We start from the raw sequence: 17,607 nt of genomic DNA on the forward strand, positions 1-17,607 counted from the left end.
TTAACGAAAATTCCTATACCCGCTTCGCCTCGCGGTCAGGGTAACGGGGTCATTTCAGACGATAAATTGTCATCCGGCACCACTTTAAAACAGGCAAACCTTCTGAAACAAAAAAGCTGACAGCTATCAACGCTTTCACGCATGATGATCTATAGAGTAAGGCGCTTGCTTAAGCGCGGCGGCCCGACGATCGTAAGGACATTGATGTGATTATGGCTCAACCCCATCTTTTGGCAGAAAGAATTTCTCGCCTTAGCAATGCGTTAGAAAAAGGATTATATGAACGGCACCATGCCATTCGCCTTTGCCTGCTGGCCGCGCTGAGCGGTGAAAGCGTGTTTCTGCTGGGACCGCCAGGCATCGCCAAGAGCCTGATTGCCCGCCGCCTTAAACATGCCTTTCAGCACGCCCGCGCCTTTGAATATCTGATGACCCGTTTCTCCACGCCGGAAGAGGTATTTGGCCCGCTCTCCATTCAGGCACTGAAAGACGAAGGGCGCTACCAGCGTCTCACTAAAGGCTATCTGCCCGACGCTGAGATTGTTTTTCTGGATGAGATCTGGAAAGCCGGCCCGGCGATTCTGAATACCCTGCTGACCGCTATCAATGAACGCCGCTTCCGCAATGGTGACAGCGAAGAGACTATCCCAATGCGGCTGCTGGTTACCGCTTCCAACGAACTGCCGGAAGCGGATAGCGGCCTTGAAGCGCTCTATGATCGAATGCTGATCCGCCTGTGGCTGGATAACGTGCATGAGAAGCAGAACTTTCGCAGCATGCTGACCCACCAGCAGGATGAGCACACCAATCCGGTCGCGGAATCCCTGCGCATCAGTGATGAAGAGTATGCGCAGTGGCAGCTCGGCATCAGCCAGGTCAGCCTGCCCGATGCCGTCTTTGAGCTGATTTATCAGCTGCGTCAGCAACTGGAGAGCCAGCCTGCCGCACCTTACATTTCCGATCGTCGCTGGAAAAAAGCCATCCATCTGCTGCAGGCCAGCGCCTTCTACAGCGGTCGCAATACCATTGCCCCGATAGACCTCATCCTGCTGAAAGATTGCCTCTGGCACGACGTCGCGTCCATGCAGCTGCTGGAACGGGAAATCGATCAGTTGATGACGCAGCACGCCTGGCAGCAGCAGCCAATGCTGCTGAAACTGCAGCAGATAATAGCGCGTCGCCTGGCTCTGCAGCAACAGCAGAGCATCGCGCAGGCGATCATCCTGGAAAGACATAGCGGCATGTTCAGCCGCAAGCCCCATTACGATCTGCCGGAAAGCTTTACCGATGAGCAACTGACGCTGATGCTGCAAAAGCCGCTGATGCTGCACGACATGCAGGTAAGCCATATTGCGATTGCGCGTGATGCCCTGAATCAGTGGCTGCAGAAAGGCGGTGAGGTTCGCGGCAAGCTCAATGGGATTGGCTTTGCGCAAAGCCTGGATTTACAGGTGGATGCGCAGCACTGCCTGGCTATCCGTGATGTGAGCCTGCAATCGTCACGTCTGACCCTGCCTGGCGTCAGCAATAGCGAGCCGTTGCCCGGTGAGATCACCGATGCGCTGGATGCGCTGGAAAGTGAGCTGCGGTCGCAGCGTCATCTGTTCAGCCAGCATCAGCGCTGCTTGTTTATCAGTGATGACTGGCTGGCGCGGGTGGAAACCAGCCTGCAGGATGTGGCGGAACAGCTGAAACAGGCGCGTAAATGATCTCAGTCGAGACGCTGAGCACGCTGCTCTCAGTGGGTGAGACCGAACTGATTGAAGAGCTGATTATTGCCCTGCTGGCCTCGCCACAGCTGGCGCTGTTTTTTGAAAAATTCCCAGGGCTGAAAAAAGCGCTGCTGCGCGATGTGCCACGCTGGCGAGCGGAGATTAGTGCTGAACTCAAAGCCACGCCGGTTCCGGCCACGCTGGCCGAAGAGTTTCAGCTGTTTCAGCGCATCCAGCTCCTCAGCGATCGTGAATTCAGCCAACAGCTCAATGCAACCCTTCAGGCCCTTCAAAGCCTGCCGTCTCCTTTTCTGGATGAAGCAAACCGGCTGCTGCTGCACACCGATGTCAGCCATCTCAGCAGCGCGCAGCACCAACTTTTTTTACAGCGCTGGCGGCTGAGCCTGACCTTACAGACCCTGACGCTGAATCAGGATTTGCTGGAGCAGCAGCGCGAACGCCTGCTGGCGGAACTGCAGCAGCGCATGGCGCTGAGCGGTCAGCTGGCTCCGATTCTCGGTGACGATGATGAAGCCGCCGCGGGCCGGCTGTGGGACATGAGCAAAGCGTCACTCCAGCCTGGTGACTATCAGCTGATGCTGCAATATGGCGACTTTCTGGCGCAGCAACCGGAGCTGCTGAAGCTGGCCCAGCAGCTGGGACGCAGCCGCGAGGCCAAATCGGTGCCGTCGCAGGATGCCCCGATGGAAGCCTTTCATCATCTGGTGCAGGAGCCTGCATCCGTGCCGGAAGAGGTCAGCGGCATTCATCAGAGCGATGACGTACTGCGACTGTTACCGCCGGAGTTAGCTGCGCTCAGCATCAGCGAACTGGAGCTGGAATTTTACCGGCGGCTGGTCGAGAAACGGCTGCTGACCTATAAGCTGCAGGGCGATGCCTGGCATGAAAAGGTGACGATGCGCCCTGCCAGCCACCAGCAGCATGAAGAGCAGCCGCGCGGGCCGTTTATCGTCTGCGTCGATACCTCCGGTTCGATGGGGGGCTTCAACGAGCGCTGCGCCAAAGCATTCTGTCTGGCACTGCTGAAAGTTGCGCTGGCCGATCGCCGTCGCTGCTACATCATGCTGTTTGCGCATGAGGTAATTGGCTATGAGCTGACCGGTGACGACGGGCTGGAGCAGGCGATTCGCTTTCTGAGCCAGCGCTTCCGTGGCGGCACCGATCTGGCCGCCTGTCTTTCTTCGGTTGTCACCCGAATGGAAGGCGTACTGTGGGAGGAAGCCGATGCGGTGATCGTTTCCGATTTTATTGCCCAGCGTCTGCCGGAAGAGGTCATCGGGGCGATTAAAAAGCGCCAGCGACACAATCAGCAACGTTTTCACGCGGTGGCGATGTCGGCCCACGGGAAACCAGGCATTCTGCGCATCTTCGACCATATCTGGCGCTTCGACACCGGCATGAAAAGCCGCCTGCTGCGCCACTGGCGCCGTTAAGAGCCTGTCCCGACAGGCGTAATTGTTGCAGGCAGTCTGGACACAGACAGCGCGGAACAACCGGAGCGTACACGTAGTACGTGAGGATGACTCGCTGTGCTCGCCCCTTCAGGGCCGCACTTCAGGGCGTTCAGATTGCTAAAGCAGCCTGTGTGAGCACTGCCCAGGTTCAGACTGGCAAATAAAATAGCCTGACGGGCAGGCTCTAAGTCATCTGACAGAAAAGCTTATTTGCTATAGTAAATTACCGTTTCACTTACTCAGCAATCTGGAGCTTCCTGTGACGCTTGCTCAACCCCATCGCGATCTGCCTGCACCGACGCGAACGCTATTGCTCTCCGGCCAGAACATAGAACAAAAACGTGCCGAATTGCTGGCCTATTTTCATCAGACCTGGGAGCAGTATGAAAGCCTGTTCACCTGTCTGGCCGATTCAAAGGCCTGGTTTACCAAAGCCATTCCGCTGCGCCATCCATTAATCTTCTATTTTGGTCACACCGCCACCTTCTATATTAATAAGCTGATGGCTGGACGCCTTATCGACGCACGTCTGGACGATCGTATCGAAGCGATGATGGCGATTGGTGTGGATGAAATGAGCTGGGACGATCTCAACGACAGTCACTATGACTGGCCCACCATTGATGAAGTCCGGGAATACCGTAACCGCGTTAAAGCGCTGGTCAGCGATCTGATCCGGACCATGCCGATCACGCTGCCGATCAGCTGGGAGAGCCCGGCCTGGGTGATCCTGATGGGGATTGAGCATGAGCGTATTCATCTGGAAACCTCCAGCGTGCTGATCCGCCAGTTACCGATTGAATGGGTCAGACCGCAGGCCGCATGGCCGATCTGTCCGATGGCGCGCCATCAGCGCGAAGCTGTTCCGGCCAATGCCCTGCTGCCAATGCCAGGCGGCACCGTCACGCTGGGTAAAACCGACGATACCTACGGCTGGGATAATGAATATGGTCGCCAGCAGGTTACGCTGCAGCCGTTCCAGGCGAGCAAAATGCTGGTCAGCAATGCGGAATTCATGGCGTTTGTTGAGGCGGGTGGTTATCAGGATGCGCGCTGGTGGGATGACGAAGGCTGGGGCTGGTGTCAGTTTGCCAAAGCAGAGATGCCCACCTTCTGGGTCGGCACGCCTGCGATGCCCGATCAGCTTAAACTGCGTCTGATGTGTGAAGAAGTGGCGATGCCGTGGGACTGGCCTGCCGAGGTCAATCAGCTGGAAGCGGCGGCTTTCTGCCGCTGGAAGGCAGATCAGACTGGTATGAGTGTTCAGCTCCCCTGTGAAGCGGAGTGGGCTCAGCTGCGTGAACAGGTCACGGGTGATCAGCCGGACTGGGAACCGGCGCCGGGCAACATTAACCTGGCGTACTGGGCGTCCTCCTCGCCGGTCGATCTCTTCGCTCAGGGCGCGTTCTTCGATATCATCGGTAACGTCTGGCAATGGACGACCACGCCGACCAATGGCTTTGAAGGCTTCAAAGTCCACCCGCTTTACGATGATTTCTCTACCCCGACCTTCGATGGCAAACATTCCCTGATCAAAGGCGGCAGCTGGATCTCGACCGGTAACGAGGCGCTGAAATCGGCACGCTATGCGTTCCGCCGCCACTTCTTCCAGCACGCCGGTTTCCGCTACGTGGTTTCCAGCCATCAGGAGACCATGGCGCTGAACCCGTATGAATCAGACGCGATGGTGTCGCAGTACCTGGACTTCCAGTATGGGCCGCGCTATTTCGGCGTGGAAAACTATGCTGAAAGCCTGGTGAAGCTGGCGCTGAATTACACTTCAGCCCGTGGTGATGCCCTGGATATCGGCTGTGCCACCGGACGCGCCAGTTTTGAACTGGCTCGCCACTTCGAACGTGTCACCGGGATGGACTACTCGGCCCGCTTCATTGATGTGGCGCTGCAGCTGGCCAGCGGCGAAGACTTCCGCTATCTGCTGCCTCAGGAAGGCGATCTGGTGGAGTATCGTCAGGTTCGCCTGAAAGATTTTGCGCTGGAGAGCGAACAGGCACAGCGGATCCAGTTTGTTCAGGGCGACGCCTGTAACCTTAAGCCACAGCCGGGTCGTTACGATCTGGTGCTCGCCTCCAACCTGATCGATCGCCTGCGCCAGCCTGCTCGTTTCCTGCGGGATGTCACGCCGATGCTGCGTCAGGGCGGCTTCCTGCTGCTCTCATCACCTTATACCTGGCTGGAGGATTTCACGCCCAGGGAGAACTGGCTGGGCGGCGTGCGTGAGAATGGTGAGGCACTGACGACGCTGCAGGCACTGCAACGTCTGCTGGCAGCCGACTTCGAACTGGTCGGTGAACCGCAGGATAAACCCTTTGTGATCCGCGAAACGGCCCGCAAATTCCAGCACACGCTGGCGCAGGTCACCGTCTGGCGCAAACGCTAAGTGAACCGGCAGCGGCGCCCGTCGCTGCCGGTAGTTGCCTGAACCGCTATTTTGCTGCACATTCACCCTTGTTTACTTAAAGCAGACCAATAACGAGGATGGCCATGGCCGAACATCTGCAGCTCGATAACCTGGATCGCGGCATTCTGAATGCCCTGCTGGATAATGCGCGCACCGCTTACGCCGAGCTGGCAAAACAGTTTAATGTCAGCCCCGGCACCATTCATGTGCGGGTGGAAAAGATGAAGCAGGCGGGCATTATCCTGGGCACCCGGGTTGATATCGATCCGCGTCAGCTGGGGTTTGATGTCTGCTGTTTTATCGGCATTATCCTCAAGAGCGCACGAGACTATCCGGCGGCGCTGAGCAAACTGGAGGCGCTGGATGAAGTGGTTGAGGCCTGGTACACCACCGGCCACTACAGCATCTTTATTAAAGTGATGTGCCGGTCAATCGACGCTCTGCAACAGGTGCTGATCAACAAGATCCAGACCATCGATGAAATTCAGTCGACAGAAACCCTGATCTCGCTGCAAAACCCGATCATGCGTACCATCAAGCCCTGATCCATCCCGCCTTGTGCATAATCTTATCCCTGACGAATGTGGTGGCTGACAACGGCTGCGTTCGCTTCTTCTGATCTATTAACCCTGTTGTCCACAGGTGGATCACTGCTTGATCACAGCGTACAATGCTCGCCTTAATCTCCGGGAGAGCAAGATGGCCGATATTACCTTAATCAGTGGCAGTACTCTGGGTAGCGCAGAGTATGTGGCTGAACATCTGGAAGAAAAATTACAGGAAGCGGGCTTCTCAACGCAGATGCTGCATGGCCCGGAGCTGGATGAGGTGCCACACGAGGGTATCTGGCTGGTGGTCTGCTCAACCCACGGTGCAGGGGATATTCCCGACAATCTGCTGCCACTGTTCGAAGCCATCCGTGACAGCCAGCCCGATCTCTCTCAGGTCCGGTTTGGTGCGATTGGACTCGGCAATCACGAATATGATCTCTTCTGTGGTGCGATCCGCCAGATAGAAGCGCTGTTAATTGCTCAGGGTGCCCGTCAGATCGGCGACCGCCTGGAGATTGACGTGCTGGAGCATGAGATCCCTGAAGATCCGGCGGAAGCCTGGCTGGAAAGCTGGAAAAAGGCGATCTGAATGGGGCTGGGGATCGCGAAATAGTGACGATCCCCAGTGGAAGATGCTGATTTTATCCTTTTCTTCTCATTAATTTTGTGGATAACCACCCTCTTTTACTGCGTATAACCGGTAGTTATCCAAAGAATAACCGAAGAGCGATTTTTGATCTGTGGATAACAACGTCTTTTGATCCCAGCTTATACGGATCAGGATCACCGATCACTCACAGCTAGTGATCCTCTTCATCCTGTTGTTTCTGCTGTGCTTCTGGCACATATCCACAGAAAACCGGGATCCTAATAAGAGATCTAACAGAAAGATCATATACAGATCTAAGATCCTTTCTTTTAAAACCGGACGATCCCGCGGCTTTCACCCCAGACGGAATTTGAGTAGAATCCACGCCCCAGGACGACGATCCTGCAAGTTCATCAACCGAGGTACCACTTCATGTTTTATCAGGATCCTTTTGACGTCATCGTAATTGGTGGTGGTCATGCGGGCACCGAAGCCGCAATGGCGGCAGCCCGAATGGGTCAGCAAACCCTGTTACTCACCCATAACATTGATACGCTTGGACAAATGTCCTGTAACCCGGCGATTGGTGGTATTGGCAAAGGACATTTGGTAAAGGAAGTGGATGCCCTGGGTGGTCTGATGGCCAGTGCGATTGACCAGGCCGGTATTCAGTTCAGGATACTAAACGCCAGCAAAGGCCCGGCAGTACGGGCGACCCGTGCTCAGGCCGATCGCGTGCTTTATCGCCAGGCGGTGCGTACGGCACTGGAGAATCAGCCCAATCTGATGATCTTCCAGCAGGCGGTCGACGATCTTATCGTGGAAAACGATCGTGTCGTGGGTGCCGTCACTCAGATGGGACTGAAGTTTCGCGCGAAAACCGTCGTTCTTACCGTCGGAACATTCCTTGATGGCAAAATTCATATCGGTCTGGACAACTACAGCGGCGGTCGCGCTGGCGATCCCCCGTCCGTTCCGCTGGCAAAACGACTGCGTGCGCTGCCGCTGCGGGTAAACCGCCTCAAGACTGGTACGCCACCGCGTATCGATGCGCGCACCATCGATTTTTCCGTGCTCAGCCCGCAGCACGGTGATAACCCGATGCCGGTCTTCTCGTTTATGGGCAATGCTTCTCAGCATCCGCAGCAGGTGCCGTGCTGGATCACGCATACTAACGAGAAAACCCACGAGGTGATCCGCAATAACCTGGATCGCAGCCCGATGTACGCCGGGATCATTGAGGGGATCGGCCCACGCTACTGCCCGTCGATCGAAGACAAAGTGATGCGCTTTGCCGATCGTAACTCGCATCAGATCTTCCTGGAGCCGGAAGGGCTGACCAGCAATGAAATCTACCCGAACGGTATCTCGACCAGTCTGCCGTTTGATGTGCAGATTCAGATCGTCCGCTCGATGCAGGGCATGGAGAATGCGAAGATCGTGCGTCCGGGCTATGCCATCGAATATGACTTCTTTGATCCGCGCGATCTTAAACCGACGCTGGAAAGTAAATTTATTCACGGCCTGTTCTTTGCCGGACAGATCAACGGCACAACCGGCTACGAAGAAGCCGCTGCGCAGGGAATGCTGGCCGGTCTGAACGCGGCCCGTCAGTCTGCCGACAAAGAGGGCTGGGCACCACGCCGCGATCAGGCTTATCTCGGCGTACTGGTAGATGACCTCTGCACGCTTGGCACCAAAGAGCCGTACCGGATGTTTACCTCACGTGCGGAATACCGCCTGATGCTGCGCGAAGACAATGCCGACCTGCGCCTGACCGAAACCGGCCGTGAACTGGGTCTGGTGGATGATGCGCGCTGGGCGCGTTTCAATCAGAAGCTGGAAGCGATTGAACAGGAACGTCAACGACTGCGCGATATCTGGGTTCATCCAAAGTCAGAGCACGTGACCGAAGTGAACACGGTACTCAGCGCGCCGCTGACTAAAGAAGCGAGCGGTGAAGATTTACTGCGCCGTCCTGAGCTGACCTATCTGAAGCTGATGACGCTGGATGCCTTTGGTCCGGCACTCGCTGATGAACAGGCCGCTGAACAGGTTGAGATTCAGGTGAAATATGAAGGGTATATCGCGCGTCAGCAGGAAGAGATCGATCGCCAGCTGCGTAATGAGAATACGCTGCTGCCGGCAGAACTCGACTACCGCCAGGTGAACGGCCTCTCGAACGAGGTGATCGCCAAGCTGAACGATCACAAACCCGTGTCGATTGGTCAGGCAACGCGTATCTCTGGCATTACCCCGGCGGCCATCTCAATTCTGCTTATTTATCTGAAAAAACAGGGTCTGCTGCGCAAAAGCGCCTGATCTGAAACGGGGCGAGGCGACTCGCCCCCGCTGAATGGACTTATGCTGTGATTAACACACTCACGTCGCTGCTAAAGGCAGCCGGTATTTCCCTCTCCGATCAACAAAAACAGCAGCTGGTTGCCTATGTCGGTCTGCTGGATAAGTGGAACAAAGCCTACAATCTGACATCCGTGCGCGATCCACAGCAGATGCTGGTTCGCCATATCCTCGACAGCATTGTGGTGGCACCGCATCTGAAAGGTTCGCGTTTCATTGATGTCGGCACCGGGCCTGGACTGCCTGGCATTCCGCTGGCTATCGTGATGCCCGATGCGCACTTTACGCTGCTCGACAGTCTGGGCAAGCGGGTGCGTTTCCTGCGTCAGGTTCAGCATGAGTTAGGACTCACTAACATTACTCCGGTGCAGAGCCGGGTTGAGGCGTTTCCGGCTGAGCCACCCTTTGATGGCGTCATCAGCCGTGCATTCGCCTCGCTGACCGATATGGTGAACTGGTGTCACCATCTGCCTGGCGGGGAAGGGCACTTTTATGCGCTCAAAGGTGTCCGTCCGGATGATGAAATGGCTGAGTTACCCGCTGGCTATGTCTCCGATGCAGTGATAAAGCTGCAGGTGCCTCAGCTGGAAGGTGACCGGCATCTGGTCATTATTCGTCACCAGTAGACCTTCAGTTTCCAGGGATCTAACGCTCCTCTGCCAGGGTTTTAATCAGGGTATGGATGAAAAAAGTGCAGATGATGCGCTATCAATAAAAGATTTTGATTAAGTCCTGGCTAAGCGAAGGTTAAAAACGGAGACGGAAATTATCCGAAAATATCTGTTACATTTAACGATTAATTCACATTCAGTTATCAGAAATATCACTTGTATAGGCGGGTCGCGGAATAAAAGTAGTCACGCCGGAAAATATATCGTGGTAATAACTTTGCGTACGTAATATCAATTTCACGATTCTCATGCACAGTTCGATGTCAATAGCGTGTTTTCTGTGAAAATAGTCTTGCTGACACATTTTTATAATTTCAATATTCTGATTTTAAAAGGTTTATGTGTTTTGCAGATTGTTCTTAAATAGACCGCAGATAAAACTCAATGTCGTGTGAGTGCTTATTATGTGATCTAAAGCACGCTTTAAAAGCAAGATGCGAGTGAATTTTCAGTCAGATCCGGGTGAATCTCTGCAGGGTAATCTTTGGAAAAATAGCCCTCCGGAAAGAAATTTAAATAATTGTTCACCTTTTCGCTACTTACCGATTGAAATCGCAGGTGCGGCCCGTATAATTTGCACGGCTTTTGCTGCTTGACTCAACTGCGCAAAGGCAGTCTTATACGACACGCGACATACCCCTGACGGGGCAGGAGAGTATCAGCGTCATGTCAGTGTCTCTTTACAGTGTAAAATTCGCCCGAACGGTGCTGATGATTCAGCTGGTGACGATAGTCATCATCGGCGGACTCTTTGCTGTTAAAGATGTCATCTGGGGTGTCTCTGCTCTTGCTGGCGGAGCGGCAGCCTGGCTGCCAAACGTATTGTTTTTGTTTTTAGCCTGGCGCCTGCAGGGGCAACCCCCCGCTTCGGGGCGAGTCGCGTGGAGCTTCGCTTTAGGTGAAATTGCTAAAGTGTTTGCGACCATCATTTTGCTCATTGTGGCGTTGGGTCTGTTCGGGGCGGTCTTCTGGCCGGTCGGAATAACCTGGTTATCGGTGCTGGTGGTTCAAATGCTGGCACCGGCGGTAATTAACAACAAAGGGTAAGAGGCATCATGGCTGCAGGAGAAATCTCTACTCCGCAAGAGTACATTGGTCACCACCTGACTCATCTTCAGTTGGACCTGCGTACCTTCGAGTTAGTGAATCCGCACGACGCTCCCGCGACGTTCTGGGTATTAAATATCGATTCCATGTTTTTCTCTATGGTGCTGGGAATCATCTTCCTGGTGTTGTTCCGTAGCGTGGCGAAGTCTGCTACCAGCGGTGTACCAGGGAAAATGCAGGCGGCTATCGAACTGGTTGTCGGTTTCGTTGATAGTAACGTGCGCGACATGTATCACGGTAAGAGCAAACTTATCGCCCCGCTGGCTCTGACAATTTTTGTCTGGGTCTTCCTGATGAACTTCATGGATCTGCTGCCAATCGACCTGCTGCCATATATTGGTGAGCACGTATTGGGGTTACCGGCGCTGCGCGTCGTACCGTCTGCAGACGTGAACATCACGCTATCTATGGCGTTGGGCGTATTTATTTTGATTCTGTTCTACAGCATCAAAATGAAAGGCATTGGCGGCTTCACGAAAGAGCTGACGCTGCAGCCTTTTAACCACCCGATCTTCATCCCGATCAACCTGATTCTGGAAGGTGTGAGCCTTCTGTCTAAGCCTGTGTCACTGGGTTTACGACTGTTCGGTAACATGTATGCGGGTGAACTGATCTTTATCCTTATTGCCGGTCTGTTGCCGTGGTGGTCGCAGTGGGTGCTGAATGTGCCGTGGGCCATTTTCCACATCCTGATCATTTCGCTACAGGCTTTCATTTTCATGGTCCTCACGATTGTCTATCTGTCGATGGCATCTGAAGAGCATTGATTTTTTTCTCAACACTACTTTCCCTCTTGATTCCGGGTTGCAGCGTACTCCGCTGAAGCCCGGAAGATGAAGGGAGCATTTAACTGAAACAAACTGGAGACTGTCATGGAAAACCTGAATATGGATCTGCTGTACATGGCTGCCGCTGTGATGATGGGCCTGGCGGCAATCGGTGCTGCGATCGGTATCGGCATCCTCGGAGGAAAATTCCTGGAAGGCGCTGCTCGTCAGCCTGACCTGATTCCTCTGCTGCGTACGCAGTTCTTTGTTGTAATGGGTCTGGTGGATGCAATCCCGATGATCGCTGTTGGTCTGGGTCTGTACGTGATGTTTGCTGTCGCCTAAAGCCCTGTGTTCACTCAGCGCACAATGTGCAGGGGTGAACGGATTCTGCCGCTTATCACAACGGTAACGGCAGAAAAGTTAAATACTCAATCTAGAGGCATTGTGCTGTGAACATTAATGCAACAATCCTCGGCCAGGCTATCGCGTTCATCCTGTTTGTCGCGTTCTGCATGAAGTACGTATGGCCGCCGCTCATGGCTGCTATCGAAAAGCGCCAGAAAGAAATTGCTGAAGGCCTTGCTTCTGCTGAACGTGCAAAGAAAGATTTGGATCTCGCGCAGGCTAATGCGACCGACCAGCTGAAAAAAGCCAAAGAAGACGCTCAGGTCATTATCGAGCAAGCGAACAAGCGTCGCGCGCAGATTCTGGACGAAGCGAAAACCGAAGCTGAAAACGAACGTAATCGCATCGTGACACAAGCGCAGGCTGAAATTGATGCCGAACGTAAACGTGCACGTGAAGAACTGCGTAAGCAGGTTGCGTTGCTGGCTATGGCTGGCGCCGAGAAGATCATCGAACGCTCCGTGGATGAAGCTGCTAACAGCGACATCGTTGATAAACTGGTCGCTGAACTGTAAGGAGGGAGGGGCTGATGTCTGATCTGATTACTGTAGCTCGCCCCTACGCCAAAGCAGCTTTTGACTTTGCTGTTGAGCATCAAAGTATTGAACGCTGGCAACAGATGCTGGCGTTTGCCGCAGAAGTGGCTCGCAATGAACAGATGGCTGATCTTCTCTCCGGTGCGTTAGCACCTGAAGCGCTGGCAGCGTCGTTTAACGCAGTCTGTGGTGATCAACTGGATGAACCCGCGCAGAACCTGATCAAGGTGATGGCGGAAAACGGACGTTTGACAGCGCTTCCGGCTGTACTGGCCCAATACATCGAACTGCGTGACGCTCATGAAGCCACCGCTGAAGTTGATGTTATCTCCGCCAGTACGCTGAGTGACGACCAGCTGACTAAAATCAGCGCCGCGATGGAAAAACGTCTGTCACGCAAAGTTAAGCTGAATTGCAAAATTGATAAGTCTGTGATGGCAGGCGTGATCATCCGTTCGGGTGATCTGGTTATTGATGGCAGCGTACGCGGCCGTCTTGACCGTCTGGCTGACGTCTTGCAGTCTTAAGGGGACTGGAGCATATGCAACTGAATTCCACCGAAATCAGCGAACTGATCAAGCAGCGCATTGCTCAGTTCAATGTCGTGAGTGAAGCTCACAACGAAGGTACGATTGTTTCTGTAAGTGACGGTATCATCCGCGTACACGGCCTGGCCGATGTGATGCAGGGTGAGATGATTGCCCTGCCGGGTAACCGTTACGCTATCGCCCTGAACCTCGAGCGTGACTCGGTTGGCGCAGTGGTGATGGGTCCTTACGCTGACCTCGCCGAAGGCATGAAGGTTAAGTGTACTGGCCGTATTCTTGAAGTACCGGTAGGCCGTGGCCTGCTGGGCCGTGTCGTGAACACCCTGGGTGCGCCAATCGACGGTAAAGGCGCAATCGACAACGACGGTTTCTCACCAGTCGAAGTGATTGCACCTGGCGTTATCGACCGTCAGTCAGTCGACCAGCCGGTTCAGACCGGTTATAAGTCGGTCGATGCGATGATTCCAATCGGCCGTGGCCAGCGTGAGCTGATCATCGGTGACCGTCAGACCGGTAAAACCGCGATGGCGATCGATGCAATCATCAACCAGCGCGACTCAGGCATCAAGTGTGTCTATGTTGCGATTGGTCAGAAAGCCTCAACCATCTCTAACGTGGTTCGTAAGCTGGAAGAGCATGGCGCACTGCAGAACACCATCGTTGTTGTGGCGTCTGCTTCTGAATCAGCTGCACTGCAGTATCTCTCTCCGTACGCGGGTTGTGCGATGGGCGAATACTTCCGTGACCGTGGTGAAGACGCGCTGATCGTATACGATGACCTCTCCAAGCAGGCTATCGCTTACCGTCAAATCTCTCTGCTGCTGCGCCGTCCACCAGGCCGTGAAGCGTTCCCTGGCGACGTGTTTTATCTCCACTCCCGTCTGCTGGAACGTGCATCACGCGTAAGCGCTGATTATGTAGAACGTTTCACCAATGGCGCAGTGACAGGTAAAACCGGTTCACTGACCGCGCTGCCGATCATCGAAACTCAGGCAGGCGACGTTTCTGCGTTCGTTCCGACCAACGTAATTTCGATTACTGATGGTCAGATCTTCCTGGAATCGAACCTGTTTAACTCCGGTATTCGTCCGGCTGTTAACCCAGGTATTTCGGTATCCCGCGTAGGTGGTGCTGCACAGACCAAGATCATCAAGAAACTGTCCGGTGGTATCCGTACCGCGCTGGCACAGTATCGTGAACTGGCGGCGTTCTCGCAGTTCGCATCTGATCTGGATGATGCTACCCGCAAACAGCTGAGCCACGGTCAGAAAGTGACCGAGCTGCTGAAGCAGAAACAGTATGCGCCGATGTCTGTCGCGCAGCAGGGTCTGGTTCTGTTCGCTGCAGAGCGTGGCTACCTGAACGACGTTGAACTGGCAAAAATTGGCAGCTTCGAAGCTGCACTGCTGGCCTTCGCCGATCGCGACCACGCTGAGCTGATGGCTGAAATCAACCAGTCGGGTAACTTTAACAACGATATCGAAGCGAAGCTGAAAGGCCTGATCGATACGTTTAAAGCAACCCAGTCCTGGTAATGTCTGGCGGCTTGTCTGAAAAGGCAGGCCGCAAGGCTTTGAGGAGAAGCTAATGGCCGGCGCAAAAGAGATACGAAGCAAGATTGGAAGCGTAAAAAACACGCAGAAGATCACCAAAGCGATGGAAATGGTCGCCGCCTCCAAGATGCGTAAAACGCAGGAACGCATGGCGGCCAGCCGTCCGTATGCAGACACCATGCGCAAAGTGATTGGTCACCTTGCGTTGGGTAATCTGGAATACAAGCACCCTTACCTGGAACAGCGCGACGTCAAGCGCGTCGGCTACCTGGTCGTTTCTACAGACCGCGGGCTTTGTGGTGGTTTGAACATTAACCTGTTCAAAAAATTACTGGCAGATATGAAGTCCTGGTCCGATAAAGGCGTGCAGAGCGATCTGTCGATTATCGGTTCAAAAGGGGCATCATTCTTCAGTGCTGTGGGTGGCAACATCGTGGCGCAAGTCAGCGGCATGGGCGATAAACCTGCCCTGTCTGATCTGATTGGCCCGGTTAAAGTGATGTTGCAGGCTTATGATGAAGGCCGCATCGACAAACTGATGATCGTCAGTAACAAGTTCAATAACACCATGTCTCAGACTCCGACCATCACCCAACTGCTGCCGTTAGCGCCAGCGGAAGGTGAAGAAGAGATGAAGGCGAAGACCTGGGATTACCTGTACGAACCCGATCCGAAAGCGCTGCTGGATACCCTGCTGCGTCGTTATGTCGAATCGCAGGTTTATCAGGGTGTGGTGGAAAATCTGGCCAGTGAGCAGGCCGCACGTATGGTGGCGATGAAAGCCGCAACCGACAACGGCGGAAATCTGATCAAAGAGCTGCAGTTGGTATACAACAAAGCTCGTCAGGCCAGCATCACCCAGGAACTTACCGAGATCGTCTCGGGGGCCTCCGCGGTTTAACCAGGTTTGGAATTAGGTAGAGGATTCAAGATGGCAACTGGAAAGATTGTCCAGATTATCGGCGCCGTTGTTGACGTCGAATTCCCTCAGGACGCGGTACCGCAAGTGTACAGCGCCCTCGAGGTGATGAATGGTGATGCGCGTCTGGTGCTGGAAGTACAGCAGCAGCTCGGCGGCGGCGTAGTTCGTACCATCGCAATGGGTACGTCTGACGGCCTGAAGCGTGGTCTGAACGTCAACGACCTGCAGAAACCCATTCAGGTTCCGGTCGGTAAAGCGACCCTGGGCCGTATCATGAACGTTCTCGGCGAGCCAATCGACATGAAAGGCGAGCTGAAAGAAGAAGACGGCAGTGCAGTAGAGATCGCCTCTATTCACCGCGCAGCGCCTTCTTATGAAGATCAGTCTAACTCGCAGGAACTGCTGGAAACCGGCATCAAGGTTATCGACCTGATGTGTCCGTTTGCCAAAGGCGGTAAAGTGGGTCTGTTCGGTGGTGCGGGTGTCGGTAAAACCGTCAACATGATGGAACTGATCCGTAACATCGCGGCTGAACACTCAGGTTACTCTGTGTTTGCCGGTGTGGGTGAGCGTACTCGTGAGGGTAACGACTTCTACCACGAAATGACTGACTCAAACGTTATCGATAAAGTTGCGCTGGTCTATGGCCAGATGAACGAGCCGCCGGGTAACCGTCTGCGCGTTGCACTGACCGGTCTGACCATGGCGGAAAAATTCCGTGATGAAGGCCGCGACGTTCTGCTGTTCATCGATAACATCTACCGTTATACCCTGGCCGGTACAGAAGTTTCTGCACTGCTGGGTCGTATGCCATCTGCGGTAGGTTACCAGCCAACGCTGGCAGAAGAGATGGGTGTGTTGCAGGAGCGTATTACCTCCACCAAGACCGGTTCAATCACCTCCGTACAGGCCGTTTACGTCCCTGCGGATGACCTGACTGACCCGTCACCAGCAACCACCTTTGCGCACTTAGACTCAACGGTAACGCTGAGCCGTCAGATCGCTTCTCTGGGTATCTACCCGGCCGTTGACCCGCTGGACTCCACCAGCCGTCAGCTGGATCCGCTGGTTGTCGGTCAGGAACACTATGATGTTGCGCGTGGCGTTCAGTCACTGCTGCAGCGTTATCAGGAACTGAAAGACATCATCGCCATCCTCGGTATGGATGAGCTGTCTGAAGAAGACAAACTGCTGGTGGCACGTGCGCGTAAAATTCAGCGCTTCCTGTCTCAGCCGTTCTTCGTTGCGGAAGTATTCACCGGTTCACCGGGCAAATACGTTACGCTGAAAGACACTATCCGTGGCTTTAAAGGCATCATGGAAGGTGAGTTTGACCACCTGCCAGAGCAGGCCTTCTACATGGTTGGTGCCATCGAAGAAGCCGTGGAAAAAGCGAAGAAACTGTAATAACGGTTTCCCGGGAGGAAGATTATGGCTATGACTTATCACCTGGATGTGGTCAGCGCAGAGGAGCAGTTGTTCTCTGGTCTGGTACAGAAAATTCAGGTGTCAGGTAGCGAAGGTGAACTGGGGATTTTCCCTGGCCATGCGCCGCTGCTGACTGCCATTAAGCCTGGAATGATCCGTATCGTGAAACAGCACGGCGAAGAGGAGTATATCTACCTCTCTGGCGGCGTGCTGGAAGTGCAACCGGGCAGCAGCACCGTTCTGGCCGATACCGCGATTCGCGGTACCGATCTGGACGAAGCGCGTGCTCTGGAAGCAAAACGCAAAGCAGAAGAGCACATGAACAGCAGCCACGGCGACGTGGACTATGCTCAGGCCTCTGCCGAGCTGGCGAAAGCCATTGCTAAACTGCGCGTGATCGAACTGACCAAAAAAGCGATGTAATCCAGCTTTATGCGTCATGAAATGCCAGCCCTCGGGCTGGCATTTTTTTTGCCTGCGGCATCCGATCTGCCCGTCCGCCTAATTTCGGCCTGAGAAAAATGTAGTAATCTCAACCCCAAACCGTTTTACTTTCACCC

16 protein-coding genes are annotated in these 17,607 nt (G+C 54.3%); all 16 read left to right on the top strand.

All coding sequences use genetic code 11. The features are described from left to right. Positions 1–212: 212 nt before the first annotated feature. Positions 213–1,709: an ATPase RavA gene (gene ravA / locus QSK07_RS22205; protein WP_285723238.1), complete on the top strand. Its 1,497-nt coding sequence runs from the start codon at positions 213–215 to the stop codon at positions 1,707–1,709. Then, positions 1,706–3,166, top strand: a complete 1,461-nt coding sequence (gene viaA, locus QSK07_RS22210; protein ID WP_285723239.1) for an ATPase RavA stimulator ViaA — start codon at positions 1,706–1,708, stop codon at positions 3,164–3,166. The genes ravA and viaA overlap by 4 nt, the downstream gene beginning before the upstream one ends. Positions 3,167–3,446: 280 nt before the next feature. After that, a complete protein-coding gene (gene ovoA, locus QSK07_RS22215; RefSeq protein ID WP_285723240.1) occupies positions 3,447–5,585 on the top strand; it encodes a 5-histidylcysteine sulfoxide synthase in 2,139 nt (712 codons plus the stop codon). 104 nt (positions 5,586–5,689) lie between these two features. After that, a complete protein-coding gene (asnC, locus tag QSK07_RS22220; RefSeq protein ID WP_013359557.1) occupies positions 5,690–6,151 on the top strand; it encodes a transcriptional regulator AsnC in 462 nt (153 codons plus the stop codon). 154 nt (positions 6,152–6,305) lie between these two features. Further along, on the top strand, positions 6,306–6,746 hold the full coding sequence (mioC, locus tag QSK07_RS22225; protein WP_285723242.1) for an FMN-binding protein MioC: 441 nt from the start codon (positions 6,306–6,308) through the stop codon (positions 6,744–6,746). Positions 6,747–7,178: 432 nt separating this feature from the next. Further along, positions 7,179–9,068, top strand: a complete 1,890-nt coding sequence (gene mnmG / locus QSK07_RS22230; protein WP_098051962.1) for a tRNA uridine-5-carboxymethylaminomethyl(34) synthesis enzyme MnmG — start codon at positions 7,179–7,181, stop codon at positions 9,066–9,068. A 47-nt stretch (positions 9,069–9,115) separates the two neighbouring features. Continuing rightward, the gene (gene rsmG, locus QSK07_RS22235) at positions 9,116–9,733 is read left to right on the top strand and encodes a 16S rRNA (guanine(527)-N(7))-methyltransferase RsmG (RefSeq protein ID WP_275222214.1); all 618 of its coding nucleotides are present in this window, start codon (positions 9,116–9,118) and stop codon (positions 9,731–9,733) included. Positions 9,734–10,444: 711 nt separating this feature from the next. Then, positions 10,445–10,825: a F0F1 ATP synthase subunit I gene (atpI, locus tag QSK07_RS22240; protein WP_098051960.1), complete on the top strand. Its 381-nt coding sequence runs from the start codon at positions 10,445–10,447 to the stop codon at positions 10,823–10,825. 8 nt (positions 10,826–10,833) lie between these two features. Continuing rightward, entirely contained in the window at positions 10,834–11,652 is an 819-nt protein-coding gene (gene atpB / locus QSK07_RS22245) for a F0F1 ATP synthase subunit A (RefSeq protein WP_003849506.1), read from the top strand. A gap of 105 nt (positions 11,653–11,757) precedes the next feature. Next, positions 11,758–11,997 (top strand): F0F1 ATP synthase subunit C, encoded by a 240-nt coding sequence (gene atpE, locus QSK07_RS22250; RefSeq protein ID WP_003849523.1) that lies wholly within the window; start codon positions 11,758–11,760, stop codon positions 11,995–11,997. Between the two features lie 107 nt (positions 11,998–12,104). Further along, positions 12,105–12,575: a F0F1 ATP synthase subunit B gene (atpF, locus tag QSK07_RS22255; protein WP_003849528.1), complete on the top strand. Its 471-nt coding sequence runs from the start codon at positions 12,105–12,107 to the stop codon at positions 12,573–12,575. 14 nt (positions 12,576–12,589) lie between these two features. Continuing rightward, the gene (gene atpH, locus QSK07_RS22260; RefSeq protein ID WP_098051959.1) at positions 12,590–13,123 is read left to right on the top strand and encodes a F0F1 ATP synthase subunit delta; all 534 of its coding nucleotides are present in this window, start codon (positions 12,590–12,592) and stop codon (positions 13,121–13,123) included. 14 nt (positions 13,124–13,137) lie between these two features. Then, on the top strand, positions 13,138–14,679 hold the full coding sequence (atpA, locus tag QSK07_RS22265; protein WP_003849532.1) for a F0F1 ATP synthase subunit alpha: 1,542 nt from the start codon (positions 13,138–13,140) through the stop codon (positions 14,677–14,679). A gap of 52 nt (positions 14,680–14,731) precedes the next feature. Further along, positions 14,732–15,598 (top strand): F0F1 ATP synthase subunit gamma, encoded by an 867-nt coding sequence (atpG, locus tag QSK07_RS22270; RefSeq protein ID WP_003849534.1) that lies wholly within the window; start codon positions 14,732–14,734, stop codon positions 15,596–15,598. Positions 15,599–15,628: 30 nt separating this feature from the next. Further along, positions 15,629–17,026, top strand: coding sequence for a F0F1 ATP synthase subunit beta (gene atpD, locus QSK07_RS22275; RefSeq protein ID WP_008926373.1), 1,398 nt, complete (start codon positions 15,629–15,631; stop codon positions 17,024–17,026). A 24-nt stretch (positions 17,027–17,050) separates the two neighbouring features. Beyond that, a complete protein-coding gene (locus QSK07_RS22280; RefSeq protein WP_008926374.1) occupies positions 17,051–17,470 on the top strand; it encodes a F0F1 ATP synthase subunit epsilon in 420 nt (139 codons plus the stop codon). Positions 17,471–17,607 lie beyond the last annotated feature (137 nt).

This window comes from Pantoea sp. QMID4, assembly GCF_030270445.1.
GTDB lineage: Bacteria > Pseudomonadota > Gammaproteobacteria > Enterobacterales > Enterobacteriaceae > Pantoea > Pantoea vagans.

Coding starts and splice junctions, on each gene's coding strand:
- ravA (WP_285723238.1), top strand. CDS start 213: ATGGCTCAACCCCATCTTTTGGCAGAAAGAATTTCTCGCCTTAGCAAT.
- viaA (WP_285723239.1), top strand. CDS start 1,706: ATGATCTCAGTCGAGACGCTGAGCACGCTGCTCTCAGTGGGTGAGACC.
- asnC (WP_013359557.1), top strand. CDS start 5,690: ATGGCCGAACATCTGCAGCTCGATAACCTGGATCGCGGCATTCTGAAT.
- mioC (WP_285723242.1), top strand. CDS start 6,306: ATGGCCGATATTACCTTAATCAGTGGCAGTACTCTGGGTAGCGCAGAG.
- mnmG (WP_098051962.1), top strand. CDS start 7,179: ATGTTTTATCAGGATCCTTTTGACGTCATCGTAATTGGTGGTGGTCAT.
- atpI (WP_098051960.1), top strand. CDS start 10,445: ATGTCAGTGTCTCTTTACAGTGTAAAATTCGCCCGAACGGTGCTGATG.
- atpB (WP_003849506.1), top strand. CDS start 10,834: ATGGCTGCAGGAGAAATCTCTACTCCGCAAGAGTACATTGGTCACCAC.
- atpE (WP_003849523.1), top strand. CDS start 11,758: ATGGAAAACCTGAATATGGATCTGCTGTACATGGCTGCCGCTGTGATG.
- atpH (WP_098051959.1), top strand. CDS start 12,590: ATGTCTGATCTGATTACTGTAGCTCGCCCCTACGCCAAAGCAGCTTTT.
- atpA (WP_003849532.1), top strand. CDS start 13,138: ATGCAACTGAATTCCACCGAAATCAGCGAACTGATCAAGCAGCGCATT.
- atpG (WP_003849534.1), top strand. CDS start 14,732: ATGGCCGGCGCAAAAGAGATACGAAGCAAGATTGGAAGCGTAAAAAAC.
- atpD (WP_008926373.1), top strand. CDS start 15,629: ATGGCAACTGGAAAGATTGTCCAGATTATCGGCGCCGTTGTTGACGTC.
- QSK07_RS22280 (WP_008926374.1), top strand. CDS start 17,051: ATGGCTATGACTTATCACCTGGATGTGGTCAGCGCAGAGGAGCAGTTG.